The 22,926-nt window shown below is 70.2% G+C and carries 19 protein-coding genes and 1 pseudogene; 6 read left to right on the forward strand and 14 right to left on the reverse strand.

The genetic code is table 11. The annotated features are described in order from the left end of the window. The 8 genes and pseudogenes from ACIPWY_RS00945 to ACIPWY_RS00980 all read right to left on the reverse strand — a co-directional run. A complete protein-coding gene (locus ACIPWY_RS00945; protein ID WP_393700087.1) occupies positions 1–957 on the reverse strand; it encodes an inositol monophosphatase family protein in 957 nt (318 codons plus the stop codon). Further along, complete coding sequence (locus ACIPWY_RS00950) at positions 954–2,288, reverse strand: aspartate aminotransferase family protein (protein ID WP_393700085.1); 1,335 nt, start codon at positions 2,286–2,288, stop codon at positions 954–956. The genes ACIPWY_RS00945 and ACIPWY_RS00950 overlap by 4 nt, the downstream gene beginning before the upstream one ends. 117 nt (positions 2,289–2,405) lie before the next feature. Next, entirely contained in the window at positions 2,406–2,933 is a 528-nt protein-coding gene (locus ACIPWY_RS00955) for a hypothetical protein (RefSeq protein WP_393700083.1), read from the reverse strand. A gap of 175 nt (positions 2,934–3,108) precedes the next feature. Beyond that, positions 3,109–4,128, reverse strand: coding sequence for a phosphotransferase (locus ACIPWY_RS00960; protein ID WP_401531989.1), 1,020 nt, complete (start codon positions 4,126–4,128; stop codon positions 3,109–3,111). Between the two features lie 31 nt (positions 4,129–4,159). Next, positions 4,160–5,092 carry an ROK family protein gene (locus ACIPWY_RS00965; protein ID WP_393700079.1) on the reverse strand — a complete coding sequence of 311 codons (933 nt, stop codon included), beginning with the start codon at positions 5,090–5,092 and terminating at the stop codon, positions 4,160–4,162. Beyond that, positions 5,089–6,324: a zinc-binding dehydrogenase gene (locus ACIPWY_RS00970; RefSeq protein WP_401531990.1), complete on the reverse strand. Its 1,236-nt coding sequence runs from the start codon at positions 6,322–6,324 to the stop codon at positions 5,089–5,091. The genes ACIPWY_RS00965 and ACIPWY_RS00970 overlap by 4 nt, the downstream gene beginning before the upstream one ends. A gap of 254 nt (positions 6,325–6,578) precedes the next feature. Next, on the reverse strand, positions 6,579–6,932 hold the full coding sequence (locus ACIPWY_RS00975) for an SDR family oxidoreductase (RefSeq protein ID WP_401531991.1): 354 nt from the start codon (positions 6,930–6,932) through the stop codon (positions 6,579–6,581). A gap of 26 nt (positions 6,933–6,958) precedes the next feature. Beyond that, positions 6,959–7,381: pseudogene (locus ACIPWY_RS00980) on the reverse strand (SDR family NAD(P)-dependent oxidoreductase); the annotation flags it as partial. A gap of 251 nt (positions 7,382–7,632) precedes the next feature. On the opposite strand from ACIPWY_RS00980, the gene ACIPWY_RS00985 reads away from it, so the two are divergent. Both ACIPWY_RS00985 and ACIPWY_RS00990 read left to right on the forward strand, forming a co-directional pair. Further along, a complete protein-coding gene (locus ACIPWY_RS00985) occupies positions 7,633–8,415 on the forward strand; it encodes a helix-turn-helix transcriptional regulator (RefSeq protein WP_401531992.1) in 783 nt (260 codons plus the stop codon). Positions 8,416–8,654: 239 nt separating this feature from the next. Further along, positions 8,655–9,092: a VOC family protein gene (locus ACIPWY_RS00990; RefSeq protein ID WP_362898940.1), complete on the forward strand. Its 438-nt coding sequence runs from the start codon at positions 8,655–8,657 to the stop codon at positions 9,090–9,092. Positions 9,093–9,100: 8 nt separating this feature from the next. Here ACIPWY_RS00990 and ACIPWY_RS00995 read toward each other — a convergent pair whose 3' ends face one another. Both ACIPWY_RS00995 and ACIPWY_RS01000 read right to left on the reverse strand, forming a co-directional pair. Continuing rightward, a complete protein-coding gene (locus tag ACIPWY_RS00995; protein WP_362898938.1) occupies positions 9,101–10,264 on the reverse strand; it encodes a magnesium and cobalt transport protein CorA in 1,164 nt (387 codons plus the stop codon). A gap of 258 nt (positions 10,265–10,522) precedes the next feature. After that, on the reverse strand, positions 10,523–11,422 hold the full coding sequence (locus ACIPWY_RS01000) for a helix-turn-helix transcriptional regulator (protein ID WP_362898936.1): 900 nt from the start codon (positions 11,420–11,422) through the stop codon (positions 10,523–10,525). 111 nt (positions 11,423–11,533) lie between these two features. Here ACIPWY_RS01000 and ACIPWY_RS01005 point away from each other — a divergent pair, with 111 nt between their 5' ends. Continuing rightward, positions 11,534–13,237, forward strand: a complete 1,704-nt coding sequence (locus ACIPWY_RS01005; RefSeq protein ID WP_401531993.1) for an AMP-binding protein — start codon at positions 11,534–11,536, stop codon at positions 13,235–13,237. Beyond that, positions 13,234–14,892, forward strand: coding sequence for an AMP-binding protein (locus tag ACIPWY_RS01010; protein ID WP_401531994.1), 1,659 nt, complete (start codon positions 13,234–13,236; stop codon positions 14,890–14,892). Before ACIPWY_RS01005 ends, ACIPWY_RS01010 begins: the two co-directional genes overlap by 4 nt. Before the next feature lie 115 nt (positions 14,893–15,007). Here ACIPWY_RS01010 and ACIPWY_RS01015 read toward each other — a convergent pair whose 3' ends face one another. After that, entirely contained in the window at positions 15,008–15,808 is an 801-nt protein-coding gene (locus tag ACIPWY_RS01015) for a hypothetical protein (protein ID WP_393700064.1), read from the reverse strand. 346 nt (positions 15,809–16,154) lie between these two features. On the opposite strand from ACIPWY_RS01015, the gene gcl reads away from it, so the two are divergent. Together gcl and ACIPWY_RS01025 are read left to right on the forward strand one after the other, a co-directional pair. Next, positions 16,155–17,942: a glyoxylate carboligase gene (gene gcl, locus ACIPWY_RS01020; protein ID WP_362898928.1), complete on the forward strand. Its 1,788-nt coding sequence runs from the start codon at positions 16,155–16,157 to the stop codon at positions 17,940–17,942. A 194-nt stretch (positions 17,943–18,136) separates the two neighbouring features. After that, positions 18,137–18,907: a hypothetical protein gene (locus ACIPWY_RS01025; protein WP_362898926.1), complete on the forward strand. Its 771-nt coding sequence runs from the start codon at positions 18,137–18,139 to the stop codon at positions 18,905–18,907. Positions 18,908–19,378: 471 nt separating this feature from the next. On the opposite strand, the gene ACIPWY_RS01030 is transcribed toward ACIPWY_RS01025, so the two are convergent. From ACIPWY_RS01030 to ACIPWY_RS01040, 3 genes are all read right to left on the reverse strand, one after another. After that, positions 19,379–20,836 carry a catalase gene (locus tag ACIPWY_RS01030; protein ID WP_362898925.1) on the reverse strand — a complete coding sequence of 486 codons (1,458 nt, stop codon included), beginning with the start codon at positions 20,834–20,836 and terminating at the stop codon, positions 19,379–19,381. Positions 20,837–21,043: 207 nt separating this feature from the next. After that, entirely contained in the window at positions 21,044–21,934 is an 891-nt protein-coding gene (locus ACIPWY_RS01035; RefSeq protein ID WP_393700059.1) for a 2-hydroxy-3-oxopropionate reductase, read from the reverse strand. A gap of 56 nt (positions 21,935–21,990) precedes the next feature. Next, the gene (locus ACIPWY_RS01040; protein WP_362898921.1) at positions 21,991–22,830 is read right to left on the reverse strand and encodes a TIM barrel protein; all 840 of its coding nucleotides are present in this window, start codon (positions 22,828–22,830) and stop codon (positions 21,991–21,993) included. Positions 22,831–22,926: the final 96 nt, after the last annotated feature.

Here is a 22,926-nt window from a genome sequence, read left to right on the forward strand (position 1 = left end):
TCACTCCTTCCATCGGACGGACGACAGCAGGGCCCGGTGGAGTTCGGGGGTGGACGCGGCCACGCAGGACTGCTGGTTGGTGATGCTCAGGTCGGTCAGGACGGTGTCGCCGAGCGGCTGTCCGTAGCCGTCGGTGATGACCGCCCCGGCCCGCTCGGCGAGGAAGACGGCCGCCGCGATGTCGTACGGGAACAGGTGCAGGACCCGGCCGTTGCCGACGCGTTCGAACTCGGGCAGCAGCTCCGGATCGTCCCGCAGCAGCCGGTTGCCGATGTCCACGTAGGCGTCGAGCTGGCCGGTGAGCAGCCGGGAGATGGACCACGTCGCGCTGTTGAAGACGAAGACCCCGCCGGTGTTCGCCGAGAGGTCGATGAGGTGGCCGTACGCCTCGGTCATCAGCCGGGCCGGGTGGCCGTTGAACTCCAGCGACCAGAACATCCGCGCGGGGTCGGTGGTGCGGGTCAGGGCCGGGACGGGATGGTCGTAGCCGTGCGCGGTGATGCCGGGTGTCGCCAGGTCCCCGTAGAGGTAGGCGCCCGTGCCCAGCTCCAGCAGCATCGCGTGCTCGACGTCGGCGATGCGCGGGCGCCGCGACATGCGGGCGACGGCGACGGAGACGGTGGCCGACTCCAGGCCGGCGACGGCAGGACGGGTGCCGTCGATGGGGTCGACGACCAGCAGGTGGGCCGGGTCCGTGCCGTGGTACTGCAGGCCCCGGTCCTCGGAGTAGACGGCGACGGGCAGGTCGTGGTCGGCGACGTACTTCCAGGTGGCCGCCTCCGCGACCTCGTCGAGGCCGAACTGGGCGTCCCCGCCCGGCGAGTGGCCCCGGACCAGGCGGCTGCCGTCCCGGTGCTGGGCGGCCAGTACGGCCTCGCGGACGGCTCCGGCGAGGCCGGTCACATACTGCCGCATGGCCGCGGCCTCCGGGGTGCTGCCGTGCTCGGGGCTGGTCATGCGGCGGCCTCCGTGGCGAAGAGGGCTTCGAGCCGGTCGCAGAGCAGATCGGCCTCGGTGCGGGTGAGGATCAGCGGTGGGCGGATCTTGATGACGTTGCCCCGGCCGTAGCGGGAGGTGCGGAGGATCAGGCCGTGGTCCATGCCGAGCCGGGCCAGGGCCTGGGCCCGTTCGCTGTGCGGGCGGCCCTCGTCGTCGCCGATCTCGATCCCGATCATCAGGCCGAGGCCGCGCACGTCCACGACGGCGGGGTGCACGGCGGCCAGCGCGCGCAGCCGGTCCATGACGTGGGCGCCGACCTCTCGGACGTTCTCCAGGAATCCGGGGCGCCCGATCACGTCGAGGGTGGTGGCCGCGGCGGCGGCGGCGAGGACGTTGCCTCCGTAGGTGAAGGAGTGGTGGTCGCTGCTGAGCCCGGACATCCGCTCGTCGGCGACGATGGCCGCGACCTGGGCGCCGGAGCCGCCCAGGCCCTTGGCGGTGGTCAGGATGTCGGGCCGGACCCCGTAGTGCTCGGCGGCGAACATCCGGCCGATCCGGCCTATGCCGGTCTGGATCTCGTCGAAGACGAGGACGATGCCCCGCTCGTCGCACAGGGCGCGCAGCGCGGGCAGGTAGCCGTCGGGGGGCACGATGTTTCCGCCGCTGCCGGAGATCGGTTCGACGACCACGCAGGCGACGCTGCCGGAACTGGCGTGGTCGAGGAAGTCGTTGATGCGCTCGACGCAGAGCATGCCGCAGCTGTCGGGGCCCGCCTGACGGTAGAAGCAGCGCAGGCAGTACGGGTCGGGGACCTGGAGCACGCCGGGCATCAGGTGCGGGAAAGGGGCCTTGCGGAAGGACTCGCCCGACATGGTGGTCGTCATCATGGTCTGCCCGTGGTGGCTGCGGAACAGAGTGACGACATCGCGGCGGCCGGTGGCGAGCTGCGCCATCTTGACCGCGCCCTCGTTCGCGGTGGAGCCGCCCGACACCTTGAGGTGCACCTTGGTCAGGTTCGGCGGGGTGACCTCGACCAGCCGCCGGACGAGCTCGTTGACGGGCGCGGTCTGGAAGGTCGACGTGGTGTGCACCAGTAGTTCGGCCTGGTCACGCATGGCCTTGACCACTTCGGGGTGCCCGTAGCCGAGGCTCAGATTGAACGTGCCGGAAGCGCAGTCGAGGTACTCGTTGCCGTCGGTGTCATACAGGCGGACGCCCTCGCCGTGCTCCATCTCGTACGCGCTGACCGGGTAGTACAGGTGCTTCTGCGCGTAGTTCAGAGCATCGCTTCGTACATCGCTTCGTGCGTCACTCCGGGCACCGCTCCGGGCGCGTATGACGTCGGCCATGTGACTCCTGTCGACTTCCGTCCGCGGACACTCGACGGCCGGAAGACATCGATATTCTCCGGGCAGTGGAATAGACGGTTCCCATCGGTATTACAGGGGGGTGGAGTTCGGTGGAGTTCATACATCCAGGACGAAGGTGAACTCGGCGTCCCAACCCTCGGGCGTCTCCCGCACGTCCATCAGGCATTCTGGCCGGAAATACTTGTCGAGGTGGTTCCGGCGCTCGCCGGGGAAATACAGCATCGTGGTCAGTACGGCTCCGCCGGGCGGCTGCACCTTCACGTGCACGTGCCGTGTCCGCCCCGGGTACACGGCGGGCAGCACCGTCTCCAGCAGCCACTGCCCCTCGGCGTCCGCGAACTGGTGGCCGCGCAGCCGAAAACCGTCGTCGTCGTAGACTCCCGCCTCCCCGACCTGCCAGAAGTCGAGCAGGGTGCCGGCGATCGGTTCCCCTTCAGGGGTGCGCACGGCGCCGTGCAGCAGCATCGGGACACCCCTGTCCGCATCGCTCCGGAAGCTGGTCCTGAGGGGGGTGTCGGGCTTGTAGTACGGCCCCTCACGCAGGGAAGGCGTGGGCGGGGTCCCGTTGCAGCGAACGGTCGGAGTGAGTGTCTTGAGGACATTTTCCGTGCTCCCGATCTCCACGACGGAATTCTCCCTCGGTCAAGGATCTCTGGCTTCGGCCCAGGAAGAGTAGCCGGAATTCTTGATGTTGAGAAGACGGCCGTGAGTCGCCTCTCGGCCATTCCTAGGGATTTCCTCGGCCATTCCTCGGACATTTATTGTCAGGATTCCGCGATGCGAACGGACAGGTCAATCGTCAATCGTCGACGGACCGCCGTAGCACTGTGCGCGCGCGGGCGAAGTAGGCCGGGTCGGGCGGAGCGGTGAGGATGTCCGCGAGCGCGAAGAGGTCCAGTGTCCGGCTGAGCCGCAGCCAGTCCGCGGGCAGCCGGCCGTTCCCGCCCCGGAAGCCGTCGACGAACCCCGCGGTGAAGGCAGGCGGGTACTCGTGAGCGAAGCGCAGCATGTTCCCGACGTCGAAGAGCGGGGAGCCGCTGAAGGCGAGCTCCCAGTCGAGCACGGCGGCCACCGCCCACTGCCCGGCGCGCTGTTGGACCAGGACGTTCTTCGGGTTGAAGTCACCGTGCACCAGGCTCCGTTCACCCGCCACGGCGGTAAGTGCCCCAGGCCCGCGGCGGGCCAGAGCGCGCAGGGCCGCCGAGTCCGTCCCGCTCAGCACGGCCGGGTCCGTCCCGCTCGGCGGCCCGTCCGAGGCCGCTGTGACCAGGCAGTGGTCGACGAAACCGGGCAGGTCGCCCAGCGGGGCCGCGCCGTCCGGGGCCGGCACCAGCGAAGAGTCGCCGAAGACGCCTGGGCGGGGCAGCCTGACCCGGCCGATCCGCGCCAGCACCGCGCCGACGGCCCGGCCCAGGGCCCGCGCCTCGCCGCTCGCCGGGCCGTTTGCGAGCACCTGGCTGAGCGGGGTCCCGTCCACGAACCGGTAGAGCAGGGTGGGCCGGCCGGTGGCGCGGCCGTGCGGATCGGCTGCGACCACCGCGGTCACCGGGACGGCACGGGCCGCCGCCCGGCCGAGGACGGCGACCTCCACCGCACAGGTGTTGCGCGGGACCCTGCTGCCGCTGGGCCGGTAGCGGCGCAACACGTAGCGCTCCGCGCCCACCGCGTCGGGGCGGTGGGCGGTGAGCAGGGCCATGTCGTTGGTGAACCCGCCGGGCAGCGGGCCCATCTCGTGCAGCAGGGCCCCGGGCAGGGCATGCCGGGTCAGCCAGGCATGGGTGGCCGGGTCCAGGAGACCCACCGGATGGGGGCGCGTCACACCGGCCAGCCTGCCCGGCCCCGGGCCGCCTTCATACGCTCGTTCCTCCCGATGGCCGAGCGCCGGGCACGGCGGCCGCCCCGGCCGCCAGGACCAGTCCGCCCGCCGGTCCGGCGAGCCGGCCGAGCTGTGCCGGGACCACGAAGTCCTCAGCCGCATGCTCGGGCAGCCCGGGGTAGCCGGCCAGTGCCGCGGTCAGTTCGGCACGGAGCAGCGGAAGGAGCCCGGGGAACTGCGCGACACCGCCGCCGATCACGATCCGCTGGGGTGCGGTCGTGTAGACGATGTTGCGCAGCCCCGCTGCCAGGTAGGCCGCCTCCAGCCGGAGCGCCGCGCGGAGTGCGTCCCCGGTGAGTTCTTCTGCCGGGGTCCCCCAGCGGGCGCCCATCGCCTCGCCTCCAGCCAGCCCCTCCCAGCAGTCACCGTGGAAGGGACAGGAGCCGGGGAAGTCGTCGCCCGCGATCCTCGGCACCGTGAGGTGGCCCATCTCCGTGTGGACCAGGCCGCTGACCACCTTGCCGCCGATCACCGCACCGCCGCCGATCCCGGTGCCGACGGTGAGGTAGACGTAGGTGTCCAGACCCTGCGCGGCGCCCCAGCGGCCCTCGCCGAGCGCCGCACCGTTGACGTCGGTGTCGATGCCCACCGGCACTCCGAGCGCGGCGGCGAACGGACCGGCGACGTCCACCCCGGACCAGCCGGGTTTGGGGGTGGCGGCGAGGTGGCCGAACTTGGCGTGGCCCGGCCGCAGTTCGAGGGGTCCGAAGGAAGCGATGCCGATCGCGTCCAGCGGTCCGGTCCTGGCGGCCGTCTCCTGGAAGAAGGCGATGGCCCGAGTCAGGGTGGGGCCCGGCAGACCGGTCGGGAACCGGGTCTCGGCCTCGATCCGGTCGGGAGCCGAGCCGACCAGGCAGACGAACTTGGACCCGCCGGACTCGATCGAGCCGAGCCGCGGCGCGCTCACGCGCCCACCGGCCAGCCGTCGACGCCGAACGGGCCGGAGTGCGAGCGGATGACGACCTTGAGCGCGTCGTAGCGGGGTGGCCGGCCGGTGCCGTTGTCGCCGGTACCGCCGTTGGCCCCGTTGCCTCCGTTGGTCCCGTCTCCCCGGGTGAGGCCGCCGAGCGCGGTGAACGCCTCCGAGTACCGCTCGAGCGGGAACTCGTGCGTCACCAGCCGCTCCAGGATCGAGCCGGAGCCGGAGCCGGAGCCGGAGCCGGAGCCGCTGCCGCGTCGGGTGCCGCTACTGCTTCCGCTACCGGAGTCGGTGCCGTGTCCGGGCCGTTGTGGGGCGCCGAGTTCGGCGGCCAGGTCCACGGCGACAGGGAAGATGTCGGCCCGGTAGTCCCCGGCGCCGATCAGATGGATGCCCCGGTTGGTGAGCCGGAGCGGGCGCAGCGGCACGGTGTAGGTGTCGTCGAAGCCCATCACCACCACCCGGCCGCCGTCGTCGATCAGCCGGAGCGCCGCGTCCAGACCGGTACCCGTGGTGTCGAAGACGACGGAGGGGCGCTCGCCACCCGATGCCTTCACCACGGCTTCGGCCGGGTCCGTGCCGGCCACGTCCACCACGTGCGGGAAGTGTTCACGGGCCAGATCCAGCCGGTAGCCGTCCGGTTCGGCCACGGTGACCCTGCGCGCCTGGCGGGCGGCGACCAGCGCGGTCAGCATCCCGATCGGGCCCGCGCCGAGCACCACCACGGTGTCGTCGAAGGTGACGGACGCGGCCCCGACGTTGTTGAGGACGCAGGCGAGCGGCTCGATCAGGACCGCGCTGCGGAAGGGCAGCCCGGCCGGAACCCGTTCGACGAAACGTTCCGGCAAGGTCACGGTCTCCGCGTACGTGCCGTCCCGGTCGACCCCGACCTCGGTGCCGGCCTTGTGACGGCAGAAGTTCGTCGCTCCCCGGCGGCATGGGACGCACCAGCCGCAGTACAGCGTCGGGTTCACCACCACCCGGTCCCCCACCCCGACCGAACGCACCTGCGGCCCGGTCTCGCGCACCACACCCACCGACTCGTGTCCGAGCACGACGCCCGCCCGGGCCGGGAACCGCCCGAGCAGGATCTTGCGGTCCGTCCCGCAGACTCCCGTACCGACGATCTCCACCACGACGTCGTCATCGTGCACGAGCCGTGCGGCGGGCCTGTCCTGCAGTTCGGCGGAGCCTGGACCCAGATAGACGAGAGCGCGCACGAAACCTCCCCATCGATGTTGAGGAGGCGACGCTAATGCAGCCGAATGGGACCGGATAGGACGCCTCTGAGCCATCTCGGGGCTGCTGTCGGTGAGAAGAGACGGTAGTTGGGGTGTGCGGTGTGGGCTGAGGTGGTGTGTTGTGGGTGGGGCGGCCTCCGCGAGTGAGGCGGGCTGCGACGTGACATGGCCGGTTGATATCGCACAGCCGCACAGCCGCACAGGCTGGTGGCGTTGCTGCGGAGCATCGTTCGTCAGGCGTTCCAGCCCGTCCACATCGACGTCGCTGCCCGTGATGTACGACGCCTCGGGCCCGGCCAGGAAGGCCACGGCCGCGGCCACTTCCCGGGCTCGGCGTATCGATGCATGGGTGCCAGGGACAGCAGGGTCCGGCCCAGGTCGCTGTCCTGCGGAATGCCCATGTCGGTGGCGGCGAACGCGGACACCACCGTGTTCACGGTGATGTTGCGCGGTGCCAACTCATGGGCCCAGGAACGGCCGTACATGCTGAGGTCCGCCTTGGTCGCTCTGCAGTCGGCGAACCCCGCGGCGAAGGCGCGCCGGCCGGTGATGGTGCCGATGCTGATGATCCGGCCGCCGTCCGGCATGTGCGCGAGGGCCCCACCGTCGTCGTCACCGTACCGTGGACGTTGACGTCCCAGAGCCGGCGCGCGTCCTCGGGCGGCAGCGACCCCATGGGGCCACCGCCGAGGAAGATCCCCGCGTTGTTGACGAGGATGTCGATCCGCCCGAAGCGGTCCGCGACCTCTCCCACCATGCGGACCACCTCGTCCCGCACTCCCTGGTCCGCCTGGAACGCCTCCGCCTGAACACCGCTCGCCTTCAACTCCCCGACAACGGCGGCGGCTTGCTCGTCGGAATGCCGATAGGTGAGAGCGACGTTCGCTCCCGCGGCTGCGAGGCGCCGGGCGGTGGCCGCGCCGATACCGCGGCTTCCTCCCGTGATCAGTGCGACTTTCCCGTCCAGATTCTTCTCAGCCATGAGGCATGCGCCCTTCTCGTTCGGCGGCGGTTTCGCCGTCCCTGCGCGATCCATCCTCCGAGGCGGTGTCCGCGCCGTCTTTCGCTGGCGCGCTCGGCTCTTTCGCCCCGGCGCACGGCGGGCGTCCGCTCGTTAGGACGAAGCGTGTACTCGTGGAGCGAGGCCCCTGACATCCCCACGGTCGTCGACCGGCACGACGCTTTCGGTGACCTGCACGGCGCGAGCCGGGTCAGCGTCCCCGAGCCCGACGCCCCCTGGTCCGGACGCCTGGAGCGGCAGCATTCACGGGCGTACGGTCTCGCCCTGTGTGCGAGCGGCGAGGAAGTCGTGTCCCGGGAGGCACGGCACATTCGGGCCGATCCGCGGGGTACGTACGAACTCCTCATGCCGTTCCGGGGCACGGCCTGGGTGGGCAGGGAAAAGCCTCGACCGGGATCACGCCCGGCAGCATGGTGCTGTGCGACATCGACCGGCCGTTGACGTTCGCACACGACGACGGCTTTCTGTCGATGTCCCTGATCATGCCCGCCGACGCGATCGCGCTGCGCAGTCGGGCGGCGGCGGAACAGCCGCAGTTGCTGAGCGGAGCCCGTGGACTCGGCCATCTCGTACGGCAGTTGGTGGTGACGCTCCAGGAAGAGCGCGCGGAGTTCTCCGAGACGACCTTCGGCATCGCCTGCGACCAGCTCCTCGATCTGGTCTGCCTCGCGGCGGAGGGCGGTACCGATTCGGCGCCTGCCGACCAGCGGGCCGACGTGGAATCCTCGATCCGGAGTTACGTAAGCCGACACGCGACCGACCCGGAGCTGGGAGTCAACAGCATTGTGCGGGCGCTCTGTTGGTCGCCTCGCTACGTTCGGACCGTCCTCCAGAGCGCCGACACCACCGCACGCGACCTCATCCGCCGCGAACGCCTGCATCTGGCCCGGAGCCGGCTGGCCGGCGCGAGCTGGAAGGCGTACTCGATCGCACAGATCGCGCACTCCTGCGGCTTCGGCAGCCATGCTTCGTTCGCGACCGCGTTCCGGCGGGAGTTCGGCACGACACCCGGCGAGGCACGGCGGGGCCACGGGCGCCGCCTCCGGTGACGGCTTGGGACAACGTTGTTGAAGTCCGGCCCGAGGTGGGCGTGACGGGATGCCACGGTTCAGACAAGTGGGTCAGGTCCACGTTGACCAAGGGCGATGTGCGTACGCTGGAAACGCTTCAACCGCTGCGTCAAGGGTTCGGAGCGGGCGAGGCTGTCGGGGGTGTCACCGGCGCGCGCAGCCCACGACTGGAGCTGAACGGCCCTCTCGGGCAAGCCGTCACGCGGCAAGGGAGAACAGTGCTCGACCACGTATACATCTCGGTAAGTGACGTGCCGCGCTCCGTGGCCTTCTACGTGGCGGCCCTCGAGCCGTTGGGGTGGAGAGAGCTCGGGGGCTGGGACTCCTCCGGTGCACCCGCGGGGGTTCCTGATCTCCACGGAGTCGCCGACGCGGCCTACGGCTCAGGCACCGCGGTCGGCTCCACCATCTGGCTGCGCCGACGCCAGCCCGGTGAGACCGGAGTGTATGTCGGGTTCGTCGCTGACAGTGATGCCGAGGTCGACGCCGTGTACGCCGCGGCCGTCGCGGCGGGCGGGAAGAGCGAGGGCGAGCCGGCCGTGCGCGCGTACTTCGACCCGAGCTACTACGCGGCCAACATCGGCGACTTCGACGGCAATCACCTGGAAATCGTTCACAAGAAGTTCAACCCGCCGCACCGTCAGCATCGCGAATAGGCTCGCAGCTACAGCCAGTCCCGCTTCTTGAAGATGAAGTACAGGCTCACACACACCACCGCCATCAGCAGAATCGCGAACGGATACCCCAACCCCCAGCCCAGCTCCGGCATGTTCTCGAAGTTCATGCCGTAGATGGTTCCCACGAGTGTGGGTGCAAACAGGATGGCCGCCCAGGAGGAGATCTTCTTGATCTCCTCGTTCTGTTCGAAGCCCGCTTCCGCCAGCGCCCGCATCTCCGCGTTCTGCTGCTGGGTCACCTGCGTCGCGTTCACCGTCAGGATGTCCGCCAGGGCCTGGCGGAAGCCGTCGACCCGTTCGCTGGTGTGCGTGACGTGGTCGGCGACGTCGCGCAGGTAGCGCTGGAGTTCCTCGTCCGTGCGGTACTTGGCGAAGCCCGCCATCAGGCCGTGCAGCATGCCGACCAGAGGGCGGGTCGCGCGCTGGAACTCGACCATCTCGCGCGAGAGTTCGTAGATGCGGCGCGACACCTCGGGTGCGCCGGTGAAGACCTCCGTCTCGATCTCGTCGATGTCCGTCTGGACGCCGGCGACGACCGGGGCGTAGCCGTCCACGACCGCGTCGAGGATCGCGTAGAGCACCGCCTCGGGGCCGAGTTTCAGCAGCTCGGGGGAGTCCTCCATGCGGCGGCGCACACCGGAGAGGTCGGGCGCGGCGCCGTGTCGGACCGTGATGACGAAGTCCGCTCCGACGAACACGTGCAGCTCCCCGAACTCGACCTCCTCGGGTGCGTCCAGGTAGCGCGCGGCGCGCAGGACGACGAACAGTGTGTCCCCGTACCGTTCGAGCTTCGGCCGCTGATGTGCCTCCAGTGCGTCCTCGACCGCGAGTGGATGCAGGTCGAACTCGGCTGCCAGGGAGACGAGTTCGGACTCCGTCGGGCGGGCCAGGCCGATCCACGCCATGCCGTCCTGCTGCTCGCGCAGCTCGCGGAACGTCTCGGCGAGCGTCGCGGGCGACGACACCCGCACCCCGTCCCGGTACAGCGCCGCCTGCACCACGCTGACCGCCTCGGACGCGGGGTCCGTGGACGTGGCGGAGGGGGTGGGCGTTGCGTCGGGAGCGGGCGGGTTCACCGGCGGCTGTCCTGCGGTGCGGCGCCACGTGAACTTCTTGGAGTCCGCTCCGGGGCGGGCCCGCCGCTCTGCCATGTCTCCGCCTTGCGTGTCGGAACTGCTGTCACTTCGGCCACTGCGCAGGATATATGGCCTAAATGCGGCCGCCCGTGCGGTGTGCGCATCAGGGGGTGTGGCAGGTGACCGCCGCCGGTCAGGCGGCGCGGTGGGAAGGCGACCGGTGACCGCCGACCAGTAGACACCAGTAGACAGCGGACCGAGGACGGCGATGGACGGAACGGGGGGAGGGCGGGGCCGCCCAGGGGTCGGCTGAGGGAGCAGCCCAGCGCGCCGCTAAGGCAGCAGCCCCGTCCGCCGCGCCGCCACCACCGCCTCCAGGCGCGTGTGCGCGCCCAGCTTCCGCATCGCCGACCGCAGATAGCTCTTGACGGTTTCGGGCCGCAGGCCGAGCCGCTCGGCCGTGACCGCGTTCGTCGCGCCCGTGGCCACCCACGCGAGGACGTCCACCTCGCGCGGAGTGAGCCCCACGTCCCGCACCCGCGGCGGTGCCGTCGCCGAGGCGAGCCTGCCGCACACCGCGAGAAGTTCTTCGCGCAGCGCCGGATCCACGACGCGAGGCGCGAGCGCCCGCAGCGCGCCGTGCGCCTCCCGCACCTCCTCCCACGCAGCCGAACCAGCCACGGAACCAGCGGTGGAACCGGCCGCCGCGGCCGGACCGGTTGCCGAACCAGCCGCCGCAAGCAGCGCCCGCGCCTCGTCCCGTACCACCAGCGCCTGTTCCACGTCTCGCGCGGCCGCGACCGCCTCGCCCAGCGTGCGGTCGCCGAGTGGCTGGGCGGTGCGCAGGGCCCCGTAGAGGACACCCCGCACCCGGCGGCGTACGACGACGGGGACCGCCAGGACCGAGAGCAGGCCCTCGGCCGCGACCGCCGCGTCGTACTCGTGGCTGATGTGCCGCGAGACCGGGTAGTCCGTGACGGCGCACGGCCGGGACAGGGCGAGCGCCTTGCCGCCCAGGCCGTTGCCCGTCGCGATGGCGAGGCCGCGGAGCGCGCCCGTCACCGCGCCGCTCAGCTCACCGATGCGCACCGAGCCGGTGCCGCCCGTCATGGAGCCGCTCGTCGTGGAGCCACCCGCGATGAGTCCGCCGAACGCGATGGGCAGTCCCGTGCCTCGCCGCAGCCTCGTCAGAGCGGCACGCATCTCCACCGCGTCGGCCCCGTCTGCGCTCACTCGCCGTGTCCCTCCCCAGAGAGCGGTTCGTACACCACCCCCGTCCGGGGGTGGTGAGATCTGCGTCACGGATTACACGATGGCATGCACGGTCCGCAATGAGGAGGACACATGACGACGGCGACCAGCGGTACGGAGCCGAGCCCGACCGAACAGTTCCGCACGGCAAGGGACTTCCTGCTGCGGAACGCGGACGACTACACCACCGCGTACGAGGGCTTCGTCTGGCCGCGCCCCGAGCGGTTCAACTGGGCCCTCGACTGGTTCGACGCCATCGCCGACGGCAACGGGAAGACGGCCCTGCACATCGTCGAGGAGGACGGCCGCGAGGGCCGCTTCACCTTCGACGAACTGCGCCGCCGATCGAACCACGTCGCGAACTGGCTGCGCGGCCAGGGCGTCCGCGCGGGCGACCGGGTTCTCCTGATGCTCGGTAACCAGGTGGAGCTGTGGGAGATCATGCTCGCCGCGATGAAGCTGCGGGCCGTCGTCATCCCCGCGACACCGCTCCTCGGACCCGCCGACCTGCGCGACCGCGTCGACCGCGGCCGGGCCCGGCACGTCATCGTGCGGCCCGAGGACGTCGAGAAGTTCGCCGAGGTCCCCGGCGACTTCACCCGCATCGTGGTCGGCACGAGCGGCACTCCGGAAAGCGGCTGGCTCTCGTACGGGGAAGCCGACGACGCCTCCGAGACCTTCGAGCCCGACGGCGTCACGTCGGCCGAGGACCCGCTCCTCCTGTACTTCACCTCCGGCACGACCGCCCGGCCCAAGCTCGTCGAGCACACCCATGTGTCGTATCCCGTGGGGCACTTGACGACCATGTTCTGGATCGGGCTGCGTCCCGGGGACGTCCATCTGAACATCTCGTCGCCCGGCTGGGCCAAGCACGCCTGGTCGAACTTCTTCGCGCCGTGGAACGCGGAGGCGACCGTCTTCCTTTACAACTACACGCGCTTCGACGCGGGCCGGCTCATGGAGGTCATGGAGCGCGCGGGCGTCACGTCCTTCTGTGCTCCACCCACCGTGTGGCGCATGCTCATCCAGGCCGACCTGACGCAGCTCGCGACGCCGCCGCGCGCGGTCGTCGCCGCGGGTGAGCCGCTGAACCCCGAGGTCATCGAGCAGGTGCGGCGTGCCTGGGGCGTCACCATCCGGGACGGGTTCGGTCAGACGGAGACCGCCGTTCAGGTCTCGAACAGCCCGGGTCAGGAGCTGAAGAGCGGTTCGATGGGGCGTCCCAGTCCCGGCTACAAGGTCGAGCTGCTCGATCCCGTCACCGGCGAACCCGGCGCGCAGGAGGGCGAGATCAGCCTCGATCTGTCCGAACGCCCCATCGGCCTCATGGTCGGCTACCACGGCGACCCCGAGCGCACGGCCGAGGCGATGGCGGGCGGTTACTACCGCACGGGCGACATCGGTTCGCGCGACGCCGACGGCCATCTCACGTACGTCGGCCGCTCGGACGACGTCTTCAAGGCCTCCGACTACAAGATCAGCCCGTTCGAGCTGGAGAGCGCGCTGCTGGAGCACGTGGCGGTCGCCGAGGCGGCGGTCGTGCCCGCCCCCGACGAGCTGCGGCTCGCCGTTCCCAAGGCGTACGTCGTCCTCGCCGAGGGGTACGAGCCCGGAGCCGACACGGCGAAGCTGCTGTTCGAGCACTCGCGGGACGTCCTCGCGCCGTACAAGCGCGTCCGGCGCCTGGAGTTCGCCGAGCTGCCGAAGACGGTCTCCGGCAAGATCCGCCGCATCGAGCTGCGCGAGCGCACCGCGCAGGGTTCCACGGCCGAGTACCGCGAGGAGGACTTCCGGTGACGAGCGAACCATCGACGACTCCCCTCACGGCGATCGAGCCGCCGCCCCTCTCGTACGCGCACGGGACGGATCCGGCGCCGCTGCTCGGCGACACGATCGGCCGCAACCTCGACCGGGCCGTTGCCGCGTACCCCGACCGTGACGCACTGGTCGACGTGGCGTCGGGGCGGCGCTGGACGTACGCCCAATTCGGTGCGGACGTCGACGAGTTGGCTCGCGGGCTGCTCGCGAAGGGCGTACTCAAGGGTGACCGGGTCGGGATCTGGGCGGTCAACTGCCCCGAGTGGGTTCTCGTGCAGTACGCGACCGCGCGCATCGGCGCGGTGATGGTGAACATCAACCCCGCGTACCGCGCCCACGAGTTGGAGTTCGTGCTCACACAGGCGGGCGTCTCGATCCTCGTCGCCTCGACCGAGCACAAGGGCAGCGACTACCGGGCCCTCGTCGGGCAGGTGCGCGAGCGGTGCCCCGAGCTGCGCGAGACGGTCTTCATCGGCGACCCCGGATGGGACGCCCTGACGGCGGGCGCGGCAGCGGTGACGGTCGAACAACTCGACGCCCGGCAAGCCGAGTTGAGCTGCGACGACCCGGTCAACATCCAGTACACCTCGGGCACGACAGGCTTCCCGAAGGGGGCCACGCTCTCCCACCACAACATCCTCAACAACGGCTTCTGGGTGGGTGAGACGGTCGGCTACACCGAGCAGGACAGGGTCTGCCTGCCCGTGCCCTTCTACCACTGCTTCGGCATGGTGATGGGAAACCTCGGGGCCACCTCCCACGGCGCCTGCATCGTCATCCCCGCCCCGTCCTTCGACCCCGTCGCCACGCTGCACGCGGTCGAGCGCGAGCGGTGCACATCGCTGTACGGCGTGCCGACCATGTTCATCGCCGAGCTGAACCTCGCCGACTTCGCGACGTACGACCTGTCGTCGCTGCGGACCGGCATCATGGCGGGCTCGCCGTGCCCCGTCGAGGTCATGAAGCGGGTCGTCGCCGAGATGCACATGGCGGAGGTCTCCATCTGCTACGGCATGACCGAGACCTCGCCCGTCTCGACGCAGACGCGCCGCGACGACGACCTGGAGCGCCGCACCGGCACGGTCGGCCGCGTCCTTCCGCACATCGAGGTCAAGGTCGTCGACCCGGTCAGCGGCGTGACGCTGCCGCGCGGCGAGCCGGGGGAGCTGTGCACGCGCGGCTACAGCGTGATGCTCGGCTACTGGGACGAGCCGGAGAAGACGGCCGAGGTCATCGACCCGGGACGGTGGATGCACACCGGTGACCTCGCGGTCCTGCGCGAGGACGGGTACGTCCAGATCGTCGGACGGATCAAGGACATGATCATCAGGGGCGGCGAGAACGTCTACCCGCGCGAGATCGAGGAGTTCCTCTACGCCCATCCGAAGATCGCGGACGTCCAGGTCGTGGGCGTGCCCGACGAGCGGTACGGGGAGGAGGTCCTGGCCTGCGTCATCCTCCGCGACCCCGCCGACGCACTCACCCTGGAGGAACTGCGCGCGTACTGCCACGACCAGCTCGCCCACTACAAGACGCCGACGCGGCTGCGCATCCTCGACGCGTTCCCGATGACGGTCAGCGGCAAGGTCCGCAAGATCGAGCTGCGGGAGGGGTACGCGGGCGAGGCCGGCTGAGGCGTACGACCTTCGTCTTGCGGGGTCTCATCCGGGGTTCTTGCGGGGCCTCATCCGGGCGCGATCAGCCCGGGTGGGGCCCCGTCCTGCACACCCCGGTGCCGCCGGGCAGGGACTACGCCCCGGCCGCTATCAGTTCGTCCGCCGGGTTGTTGACCGGCTGGGGTATGCCCGCGAGGTCAAGGACGAAGAGGGGGACGTCGAGTTCGTCGGCGCGGGTGCGCGCGTCCTCGTCGTATCCCGCGAGTGAGAAGTAGACGCAGACCGCCGACTCCGTCATGCCGGTCAGCCACAGGCATTCCACGTCGCGCAGGGTGGCGGGCCGTACCGAAGGCTCGACCTGGGCGACGACGCCGCGGGCCGCGAGGCCGATGCCGGACGATGGGCGCTGGTCGGCGCGGCGGACGTCCCGGTAGCCGAGCCAGCGCAGGTACAGGGCGACGGCGGTCACGGCGTCGCGGGCCGTGCGGATGGCCACCGGCTGGAACGCGGGGCGCGGGACGGGCGCCGTGGGCGGCAGCGGAATGTGCGCGGGGCCCGGTCGCGCAGGACCGGCCTGATCCGGACCCTCCGCCGTGGGCGGGTCCGCGGGCCCCGGCCAGGTCGCGCCGCCCGTCACGTCGGAGTCCGGCGACGCGTCGTGGCTCGGCGCCGGGTCGCCCTCGACGGGGATCCGCAGCACCGTCCCGCACACACAGCCGACCTCGGGGCGCGGCCACCGGTCCCGGCGCCCGCAGGCCCCGCAGCGCAGGGTCACCCAGTCGTCGAGCCAGGTGCGGTGTGTGACCGACTCCGCGGGCGCCCCGCGCCGCAGCGGCGGTGCGACGGGCGCACCGCACGAGCACGGATAGGCCGGTGGTACATACACCTGTTCACGCCGGCAGGCGGGGCACCGCACCGGCACGCTCTGAGCCATGAACCACTCCCGGCATCCGCCCGGTGCTCCGCACCCGGGCTCACGCGATGGCTTCCCGCCCTGGGGCCTTCCGTCCGGATCCGGACGGAAGGCCCCAGGCGGCCCATCGTCCTCCAAACTCCCCCGCCGTGGCAGGCAGTCGGGCGAGATCCCTCCGGATCGGTCGAGGAGAGGTCGTCTCTTGACGGTCGGGGGACCGCCGCCTACATTGCTTCCATATAGCAGAACCTACTTTCCGCAATGTGGAAATTAGAAGCTGAAGACAGTACGAAGACGACACGGACTCAAAGCTCGCCGCGGGGGCGCGACGGGAGCGCGAATCCGACAGCCGAAGCAGGAGAACTCAATGGCTCGTATGACCGCTGCCAGCGCGGCAGTTGAGATCCTCAAGCGCGAAGGCGTCACGAACGCGTTCGGCGTGCCGGGTGCCGCCATCAACCCCTTCTACAAGTCCCTCAAGGAGGTCGGCGGCATCAGCCACACGCTGGCCCGCCACGTCGAGGGCGCCTCGCACATGGCCGAGGGCTACACCCGGACGAACCCGGGCAACATCGGGGTCTGCATCGGTACGTCGGGCCCGGCCGGGACCGACATGATCACCGGCCTCTACTCCGCCACCGGTGACTCCATCCCGATCCTGTGCATCACGGGCCAGGCGCCCACCCACCTCCTGCACAAGGAGGACTTCCAGGCCGTCGACATCGCCACGATCGCCAAGCCCGTCACCAAGATGGCCGTCACGGTCCTCGAAGCGGCCCAGGTGCCCGGCGTCTTCCAGCAGGCGTTCCACCTGATGCGCTCCGGCCGTCCCGGCCCGGTCCTCATCGACCTGCCGATCGACGTCCAGCAGACCGAGATCGAATTCGACCCGGAGACGTACGAGCCGCTGCCCGTCTACAAGCCGGCCGCGACCCGCGCCCAGATCGAGAAGGCGATCTCCTTCCTCCTGGAGTCCGAGCGCCCGCTGATCGTCGCCGGCGGCGGCATCATCAACGCGGACGCCTCCGACCTCCTGGTCGAGTTCGCCGAGATCACCAACACGCCGGTCGTCCCGACCCTCATGGGCTGGGGCACCATCCCGGACGACCACGACCTGAACGCGGGCATGGTCGGCCAGCAGACCGGCCACCGCTACGGCAACGCCACGTTCCTGGAGTCGGACTTCGTCCTCGGCATCGGCAACCGCTGGGCCAACCGTCACACCGGCTACAAGCTGGACGTGTACCGCGAGGGCCGCAAGTTCGTCCACGTCGACATCGAGCCGACCCAGATCGGCAAGATCTTCGCCCCCGACTACGGGATCGCCTCGGACGCCAAGGCCGCGCTCGAGCTGTTCGTCGAGGTCGCGCGCGAGCTCAAGGCCGCGGGCAAGCTCCCCGACCGTTCCGCGTGGGTCGCCTCCCACCTGGAGCGCAAGGGCACGCTGCACCGCCGCACGCACTTCGACAACGTGCCGATGAAGCCGCAGCGCGTCTACGAGGAGATGAACAAGGCGTTCGGGCCCGACACCCGCTACGTCACCACCATCGGCCTCTCCCAGATCGCCGGCGCGCAGATGCTGCACGTCTACAAGCCGCGCCACTGGATCAACTGCGGCCAGGCGGGCCCGCTCGGCTGGACCATCCCGGCCGCGCTCGGTGTCGCCACCGCCGACCCGGAGACCCAGGTCGTCGCGCTCTCCGGCGACTACGACTTCCAGTTCATGATCGAGGAGCTGGCGGTCGGCGCGCAGCACCGCATCCCGTACGTCCACGTCCTGGTCAACAACGCCTACCTGGGCCTGATCCGCCAGGCGCAGATCGGTCTCGACATCAACTTCCAGGTCAACCTGGAGTTCGAGAACCAGAACAGCCCGGAGCTCGGCGTCTACGGCGTCGACCACGTCAAGGTCGCCGAGGGCCTCGGCTGCAAGGCGATCCGCGTCACCGAGCCCGACCAGCTCCTGCCGGCCTTCGAGGAGGCCAAGAAGCTCGCCGCGCAGTACCGGGTGCCGGTCGTCGTCGAGGCGATCCTGGAGCGCATCACGAACATCTCGATGAGCCCGACGGCCGACATCAGCGCCGTCAGGGAGTTCGAGGAGCTCGCGACCGAGCCCGGCCACGCGCCGACCGCGATCCGGCCGATCACGGCCTGATCAGGCGCCTGAGGGCCTGATCCTGAGGGCCTGATGAGGGGCGGTCCCACCCGATGCGGGTGGGACCGCCCCTTCGGCATGACCCTGTGAGTCGCAAGTTGCCTGACCCGGTGAGTTACACGTGACACCGCGCCGACACCCACGCGCCGCCCCCTGTTGACCGGCGGGCCGTCCCGGAACGCGAGGATCCGGGCATGGAACGACGTAAATTCGCCGCGGGCATCGCGGCAGCGGCAGCAGCCCCCGCCCTGCTCGGCGCGGCCCCCGCCCCCTCGCACGGCGACGACAGGCTGCGCCAGGCCATGCGGGCCGCGCTCGGCGACGAACTCGACGACCGGGCCACCGCCCGCGCCGTAGAGCCCCACATCCACGACATCGGCTTCGACTGGCACCCCGCCACGGCGCCCCTGGGCCGGATCGACTTCCTCGTCGCGTACGGGTTCGGGAACCGGCCGCCGGCCGGTGGCGGCGACCCCACGAAGGTCATGTACGAGCCGGGACCGGTCAACGAGGAACTGGCGGACACCGTCGCCCGCGTACGCGCCCGCAGGGACGTGCCGGTGTACGCGCAGTGGGAGATCGCGCGCTTCCTGAAGTCCAAGTACCGCATGACCGACGTGACGTCGATCGAGCCGGTCGTCGCGCCGGACGGCACCATCACGTACCTGAGCACGGACGGGGTCGCCGCGCAGGTCGTCGAGGCCCGCAAGAAGCTGCCGGAGGGCATCGGCACGGCGGGCGTCATCGGCTTCCGCGACCACGTCAAGCGCTGTGTGCAGACCACGAACGACCGCGGCATGAAGGCGTACGCGCCCGCGGGCTTCGAGATGCCCGGCACGTACGACCCCGAGTCCGGCCAGGCCTGGACGCGGCGGCGCGACCTCTATCTGGTGCACGACATGACGGCGCAGTGGACCGTGCTGCGCGAGAAGCTGATCGCGCAGGCGGGCAGCGGCACCTCCTGAGCGACGCAGGAACGCCGAACCTCCTGAGCGACCAGGAACGCCGAATCTCCTGAGCAACGCAAGAACGCCGAGTACGGGACCGTCCGTACTCGGCGTTCTGCGCTTCCCCCGAAGCTGGCCTCTTCTGAAATGAGCGTCCCCGAAGAGGTCTTTCCCCGAAGGGAGTTGCTGCCGCCCGACGGCAGGCGACTGGCGAAACATGCATGCGTGCCGCCGGGCGGATTCCGTGGTGTGGCCGGTACCGCGGCGGCCTGGGATGAACCCCGGCGACAGCCTCCCCTCAGGTCGAGCAGGAGCCGCCAGGATCTTGACCACCGCACTGGCTCTCAGAGCCGCCGCGGACCGTGCCTGTCCGCCTGGGGCGGACCGCCCGCCCCACCGTGTGACCACCCCTCATCCGGGTCTGCACAGTGGTGCGGGCTTCGCGCCCAGGGCCTGACCTCCCGTCAAACCCCGGACGCAGCTCGGGTATCAGTCCTCGCGCAGGGCGCGGACCGCTTCCTCGACGCGCTTGCCGTACTCGGCGTCGGCGGCGTGGAAGTGAGCCAGGTTCTTCTCGATCACGTCGTCGCGCGAGACCTGCGAGAGGCCGCCGGCGATGTTGGCGATCAGACGGGACTTCTCGTCGTCCGACATCAGGCGGAACAGCTCGCCCGCCTGGAAGAAGTCGTCGTCCTTGGTGTGGGCGGGCGCCTCGTGCGTGCCGGTGTGGCCGGCGACGGCGAGGGGGGCCGACAGCGGGCGGCCGGTCTCGGCGGGCCCGTCGTACGAGTTGGGCTCGTAGTTCTTGCGGTCGCGGCCGTAGGCGTTGGACGCCATGAGGCCGTCGCGGCCGTAGTTGTCGGCGCTGGTCGCCTTGGGCGCGTTCACCGCGAGCTGGGTGTGGTTGACGCCCAGGCGGTAACGGTGCGCGTCCGCGTAGGCGAACAGGCGGCCCTGGAGCATCTTGTCCGGGGAGGGACCGATGCCGGGCACGAAGTTGTTCGGGGAGAACGCGGCCTGCTCGACCTCGGCGAAGACGTTGTCCGGGTTGCGGTCGAGGACCAGGCGGCCCACGCGCTGCAGCGGGTAGTCCTTGTGCGGCCACACCTTGGTGAGGTCGAACGGGTTGAAGCGGTAGTCGTCCGCCTCGGCAGCCGGCATGACCTGCACGTACAGGGTCCAGGACGGGTTGACGCCGCGCTCGATGGCCTGGAGCAGGTCCGTCTGGTGCGAGTTGGCGTCCTTGCCCGCGATCTCGGCGCCCTGCTCGGAGGAGAGGGAGCGGATGCCCTGGTTCGTCTTGAAGTGGTACTTGACGAAGAAGGCCTCGCCCTCGGCGTTCGTCCACTGGTAGGTGTGCGAACCGTAGCCGTTCATGTGGCGGTACGAGGCAGGGATGCCGCGGTCGCCCATCAGCCAGGTGATCTGGTGCGTGGCCTCGGGGGCGTGCGCCCAGAAGTCCCAGACGTTGTCCGCCTCCTGCTTGCCCGTGAAGGGGTCGCGCTTCTGGGAGTGGATGAAGTCGGGGAACTTGATCGGGTCCTTGATGAAGAACACCGGGGTGTTGTTGCCGACGAGGTCGTAGTTGCCCTCTTCGGTGTAGAACTTCAGCGCGAAGCCGCGCGGGTCGCGGACCGCGTCCGCGCCACCGAGGTTGTCCGCGACGGTGGAGAAGCGGATGAACGTCTCGGTGCGCTTGCCGACCGTGTTGAGGAAGTCGGCGTGGGTGAAGCCGGTGACGTCGTCCGTCACCTCGAAGTAGCCGTACGCGCCGGAACCGCGGGCGTGGACGACACGCTCCGGGATGCGCTCGCGGTTGAAGCGAGCAAGCTTCTCGAGGAGGTGCTGGTCCTGGAGGAGAAGCGGGCCACCGACGCCGGCGGTGGCGGAATTCTGGTTGTCGGCGACAGGAGCGCCGGACTCGGTCGTGAGCACACGCTTCGACATGTTGGCGAGGGTGACCTTCCGTACGGAACTGCTGGGACTGGTGACGGTGAACCGGAGCGTAAGAGGCTCTGAACAGCCACGTCAACAGTTTGTTGAAGTTATGGTCAACAGTTTGTTGAAGTGAAAGGCAAAAGGTTCCGGGCCGTGGCGACGCCTGGGCGCGACAGGACAGGTGTCAGCGCCGCCACGGCCCGGAAGTCCGGGAGGTCAGACCTGCTGACCGGAGAGGCGCTCGACGCCGCGCAGCAGCGCGGAGTGGTCGAGGCCACCGTCGCCCTGGGCACGCAGGGAGGCGACGAGCTGGGCGACCACACCGCCGACGGGCAGGGCGGCGCCCACGTTGCGGGCGGCGTCGGTGACGATGCCCATGTCCTTGTGGTGCAGATCGATCCGGAAGCCGGGCTTGAAGTCCCGGTTCAGGAAGTTGTCCTTCTTGCGGGTCAGGACGGTCGAGCCGGCCAGGCCGCCGTTGAGGACGTCGAGCGCGGCCGTCAGGTCCACGCCGGACTTCTCCAGGAAGACCACGGCCTCGGCGCACGCCTGGATGTTCACGGCGACGATGAGCTGGTTGGCGGCCTTCACGGTCTGGCCCGAGCCGTGCGGACCGCACAGCACGATGGTCTTGCCGAGGGCGTCGAGGAGCGGCTTGGCCTCGTCGAAGTCGGCCTGCTCACCGCCGACCATGATCGACAGAACGGCCTCGATCGCGCCGGCCTCGCCGCCGGAGACGGGGGCGTCGATGACGCGGATGCCCTTGTCCTTGGCGGCCTTCGCGAGGTCCACGGAGGTCTGCGGGGTGATCGACGACATGTCGACGATCAGGGCGCCGGACTTCGCGTTCTCCAGAATGCCGTTCTCGCCGTAGGCGATGGCCTCGACCTGCGGAGAGGCGGGCACCATCGTGACGATGACGTCGGCGTCCTTGACGGCCTCGGCGATCGAGCCGGCCGCGGTGCCACCGGCGGCCGCGAGCCGGTCCAGCTTGTCCTGCTCGAGGGTGAAGCCGGTCACAGAGTAACCAGCCTTGATCAGGTTCTCGGACATGGGGGAGCCCATGATGCCGAGTCCGATCCACGCGATCTTGGGGAGGTTGCTCATGAGGGTGCCTCTCTAACTGCGGTCGTACGTAGGTGAGTTGGCGCTGCGTGGAACGCTCAGCGCGCGGCGCGGGCCCCGGCGGGCAGCCAGTCGAAGGCCTCGGCGCTCGGCTTGTCGCCGGGCTTGTACTCCAGGCCGACATAGCCCTCGTAGCCCGTCTTCGCCAGCTGGTCGAGCAGCTCCTCGAGCGGCAGCGAACCGGTGCCGGGGGCGCCGCGGCCCGGGTTGTCGGCGATCTGCACGTGGCCGGTCTTCGCGGCGTACTGCTCGATCACCGCGGGCAGGTCCTCGCCGTTCATGGACAGGTGGTACAGGTCCATCAGGAACTTGGCGTTGCCGAGGCCCGTGGCCGCGTTCACCTTGTCCACGATCTCGATCGCCTTGGGGGCGCTCACGATCGGGCACAGCGGCGACTCGGGCTTGTTCAGTGCCTCGATGAGGAGGATCGCGCCGACGCGGTCGGCGGCGCGGGCCGCGAGCACCAGGTTCTCCAGGGCGAGCTCGTCCTGGACGGCCGGGTCCACGCCGTCGACCCGGTTGCCGTACAGCGCGTTGAGCGCCGTGCAGCCGAGGGACCGGGCGAAGTCCGCAGCGATGTCGATGTTCGCGCGGAACTTGTCGCTCTCCTCGCCGGGGATCGACAGGGCGCCGCGGTCGGGGCCCGGCAGCTGTCCGGCGTAGAAGTTCAGCCCCGTGAGCTGGACGCCCGCGTCCTCGATCGCCTTCTTGAGGGCGTCGAGCTCGGACTGCTCGGGGGTGGGGGCGTCGACCCAGGGCCACCACAGCTCGACCGCGGTGAAGCCCGCCGCGGCCGCGGCCGCGGGGCGCTCCAGGAGCGGGAGTTCCGTGAAGAGGATCGACAGGTTGACGTTGAAGCGCTGGTCTGCGAATCCCATGGGGGTCGGCGCTCCCTTCCGTATCGAGATCCGTACGGCACTCGGTTTCGAGTTCCGTATAGCGGAAGTTCGTTTCTGCTTGATGGAAGACTGCCG

The organism is Streptomyces sp. NPDC090032, from assembly GCF_044748025.1.
GTDB lineage: Bacteria > Actinomycetota > Actinomycetes > Streptomycetales > Streptomycetaceae > Streptomyces.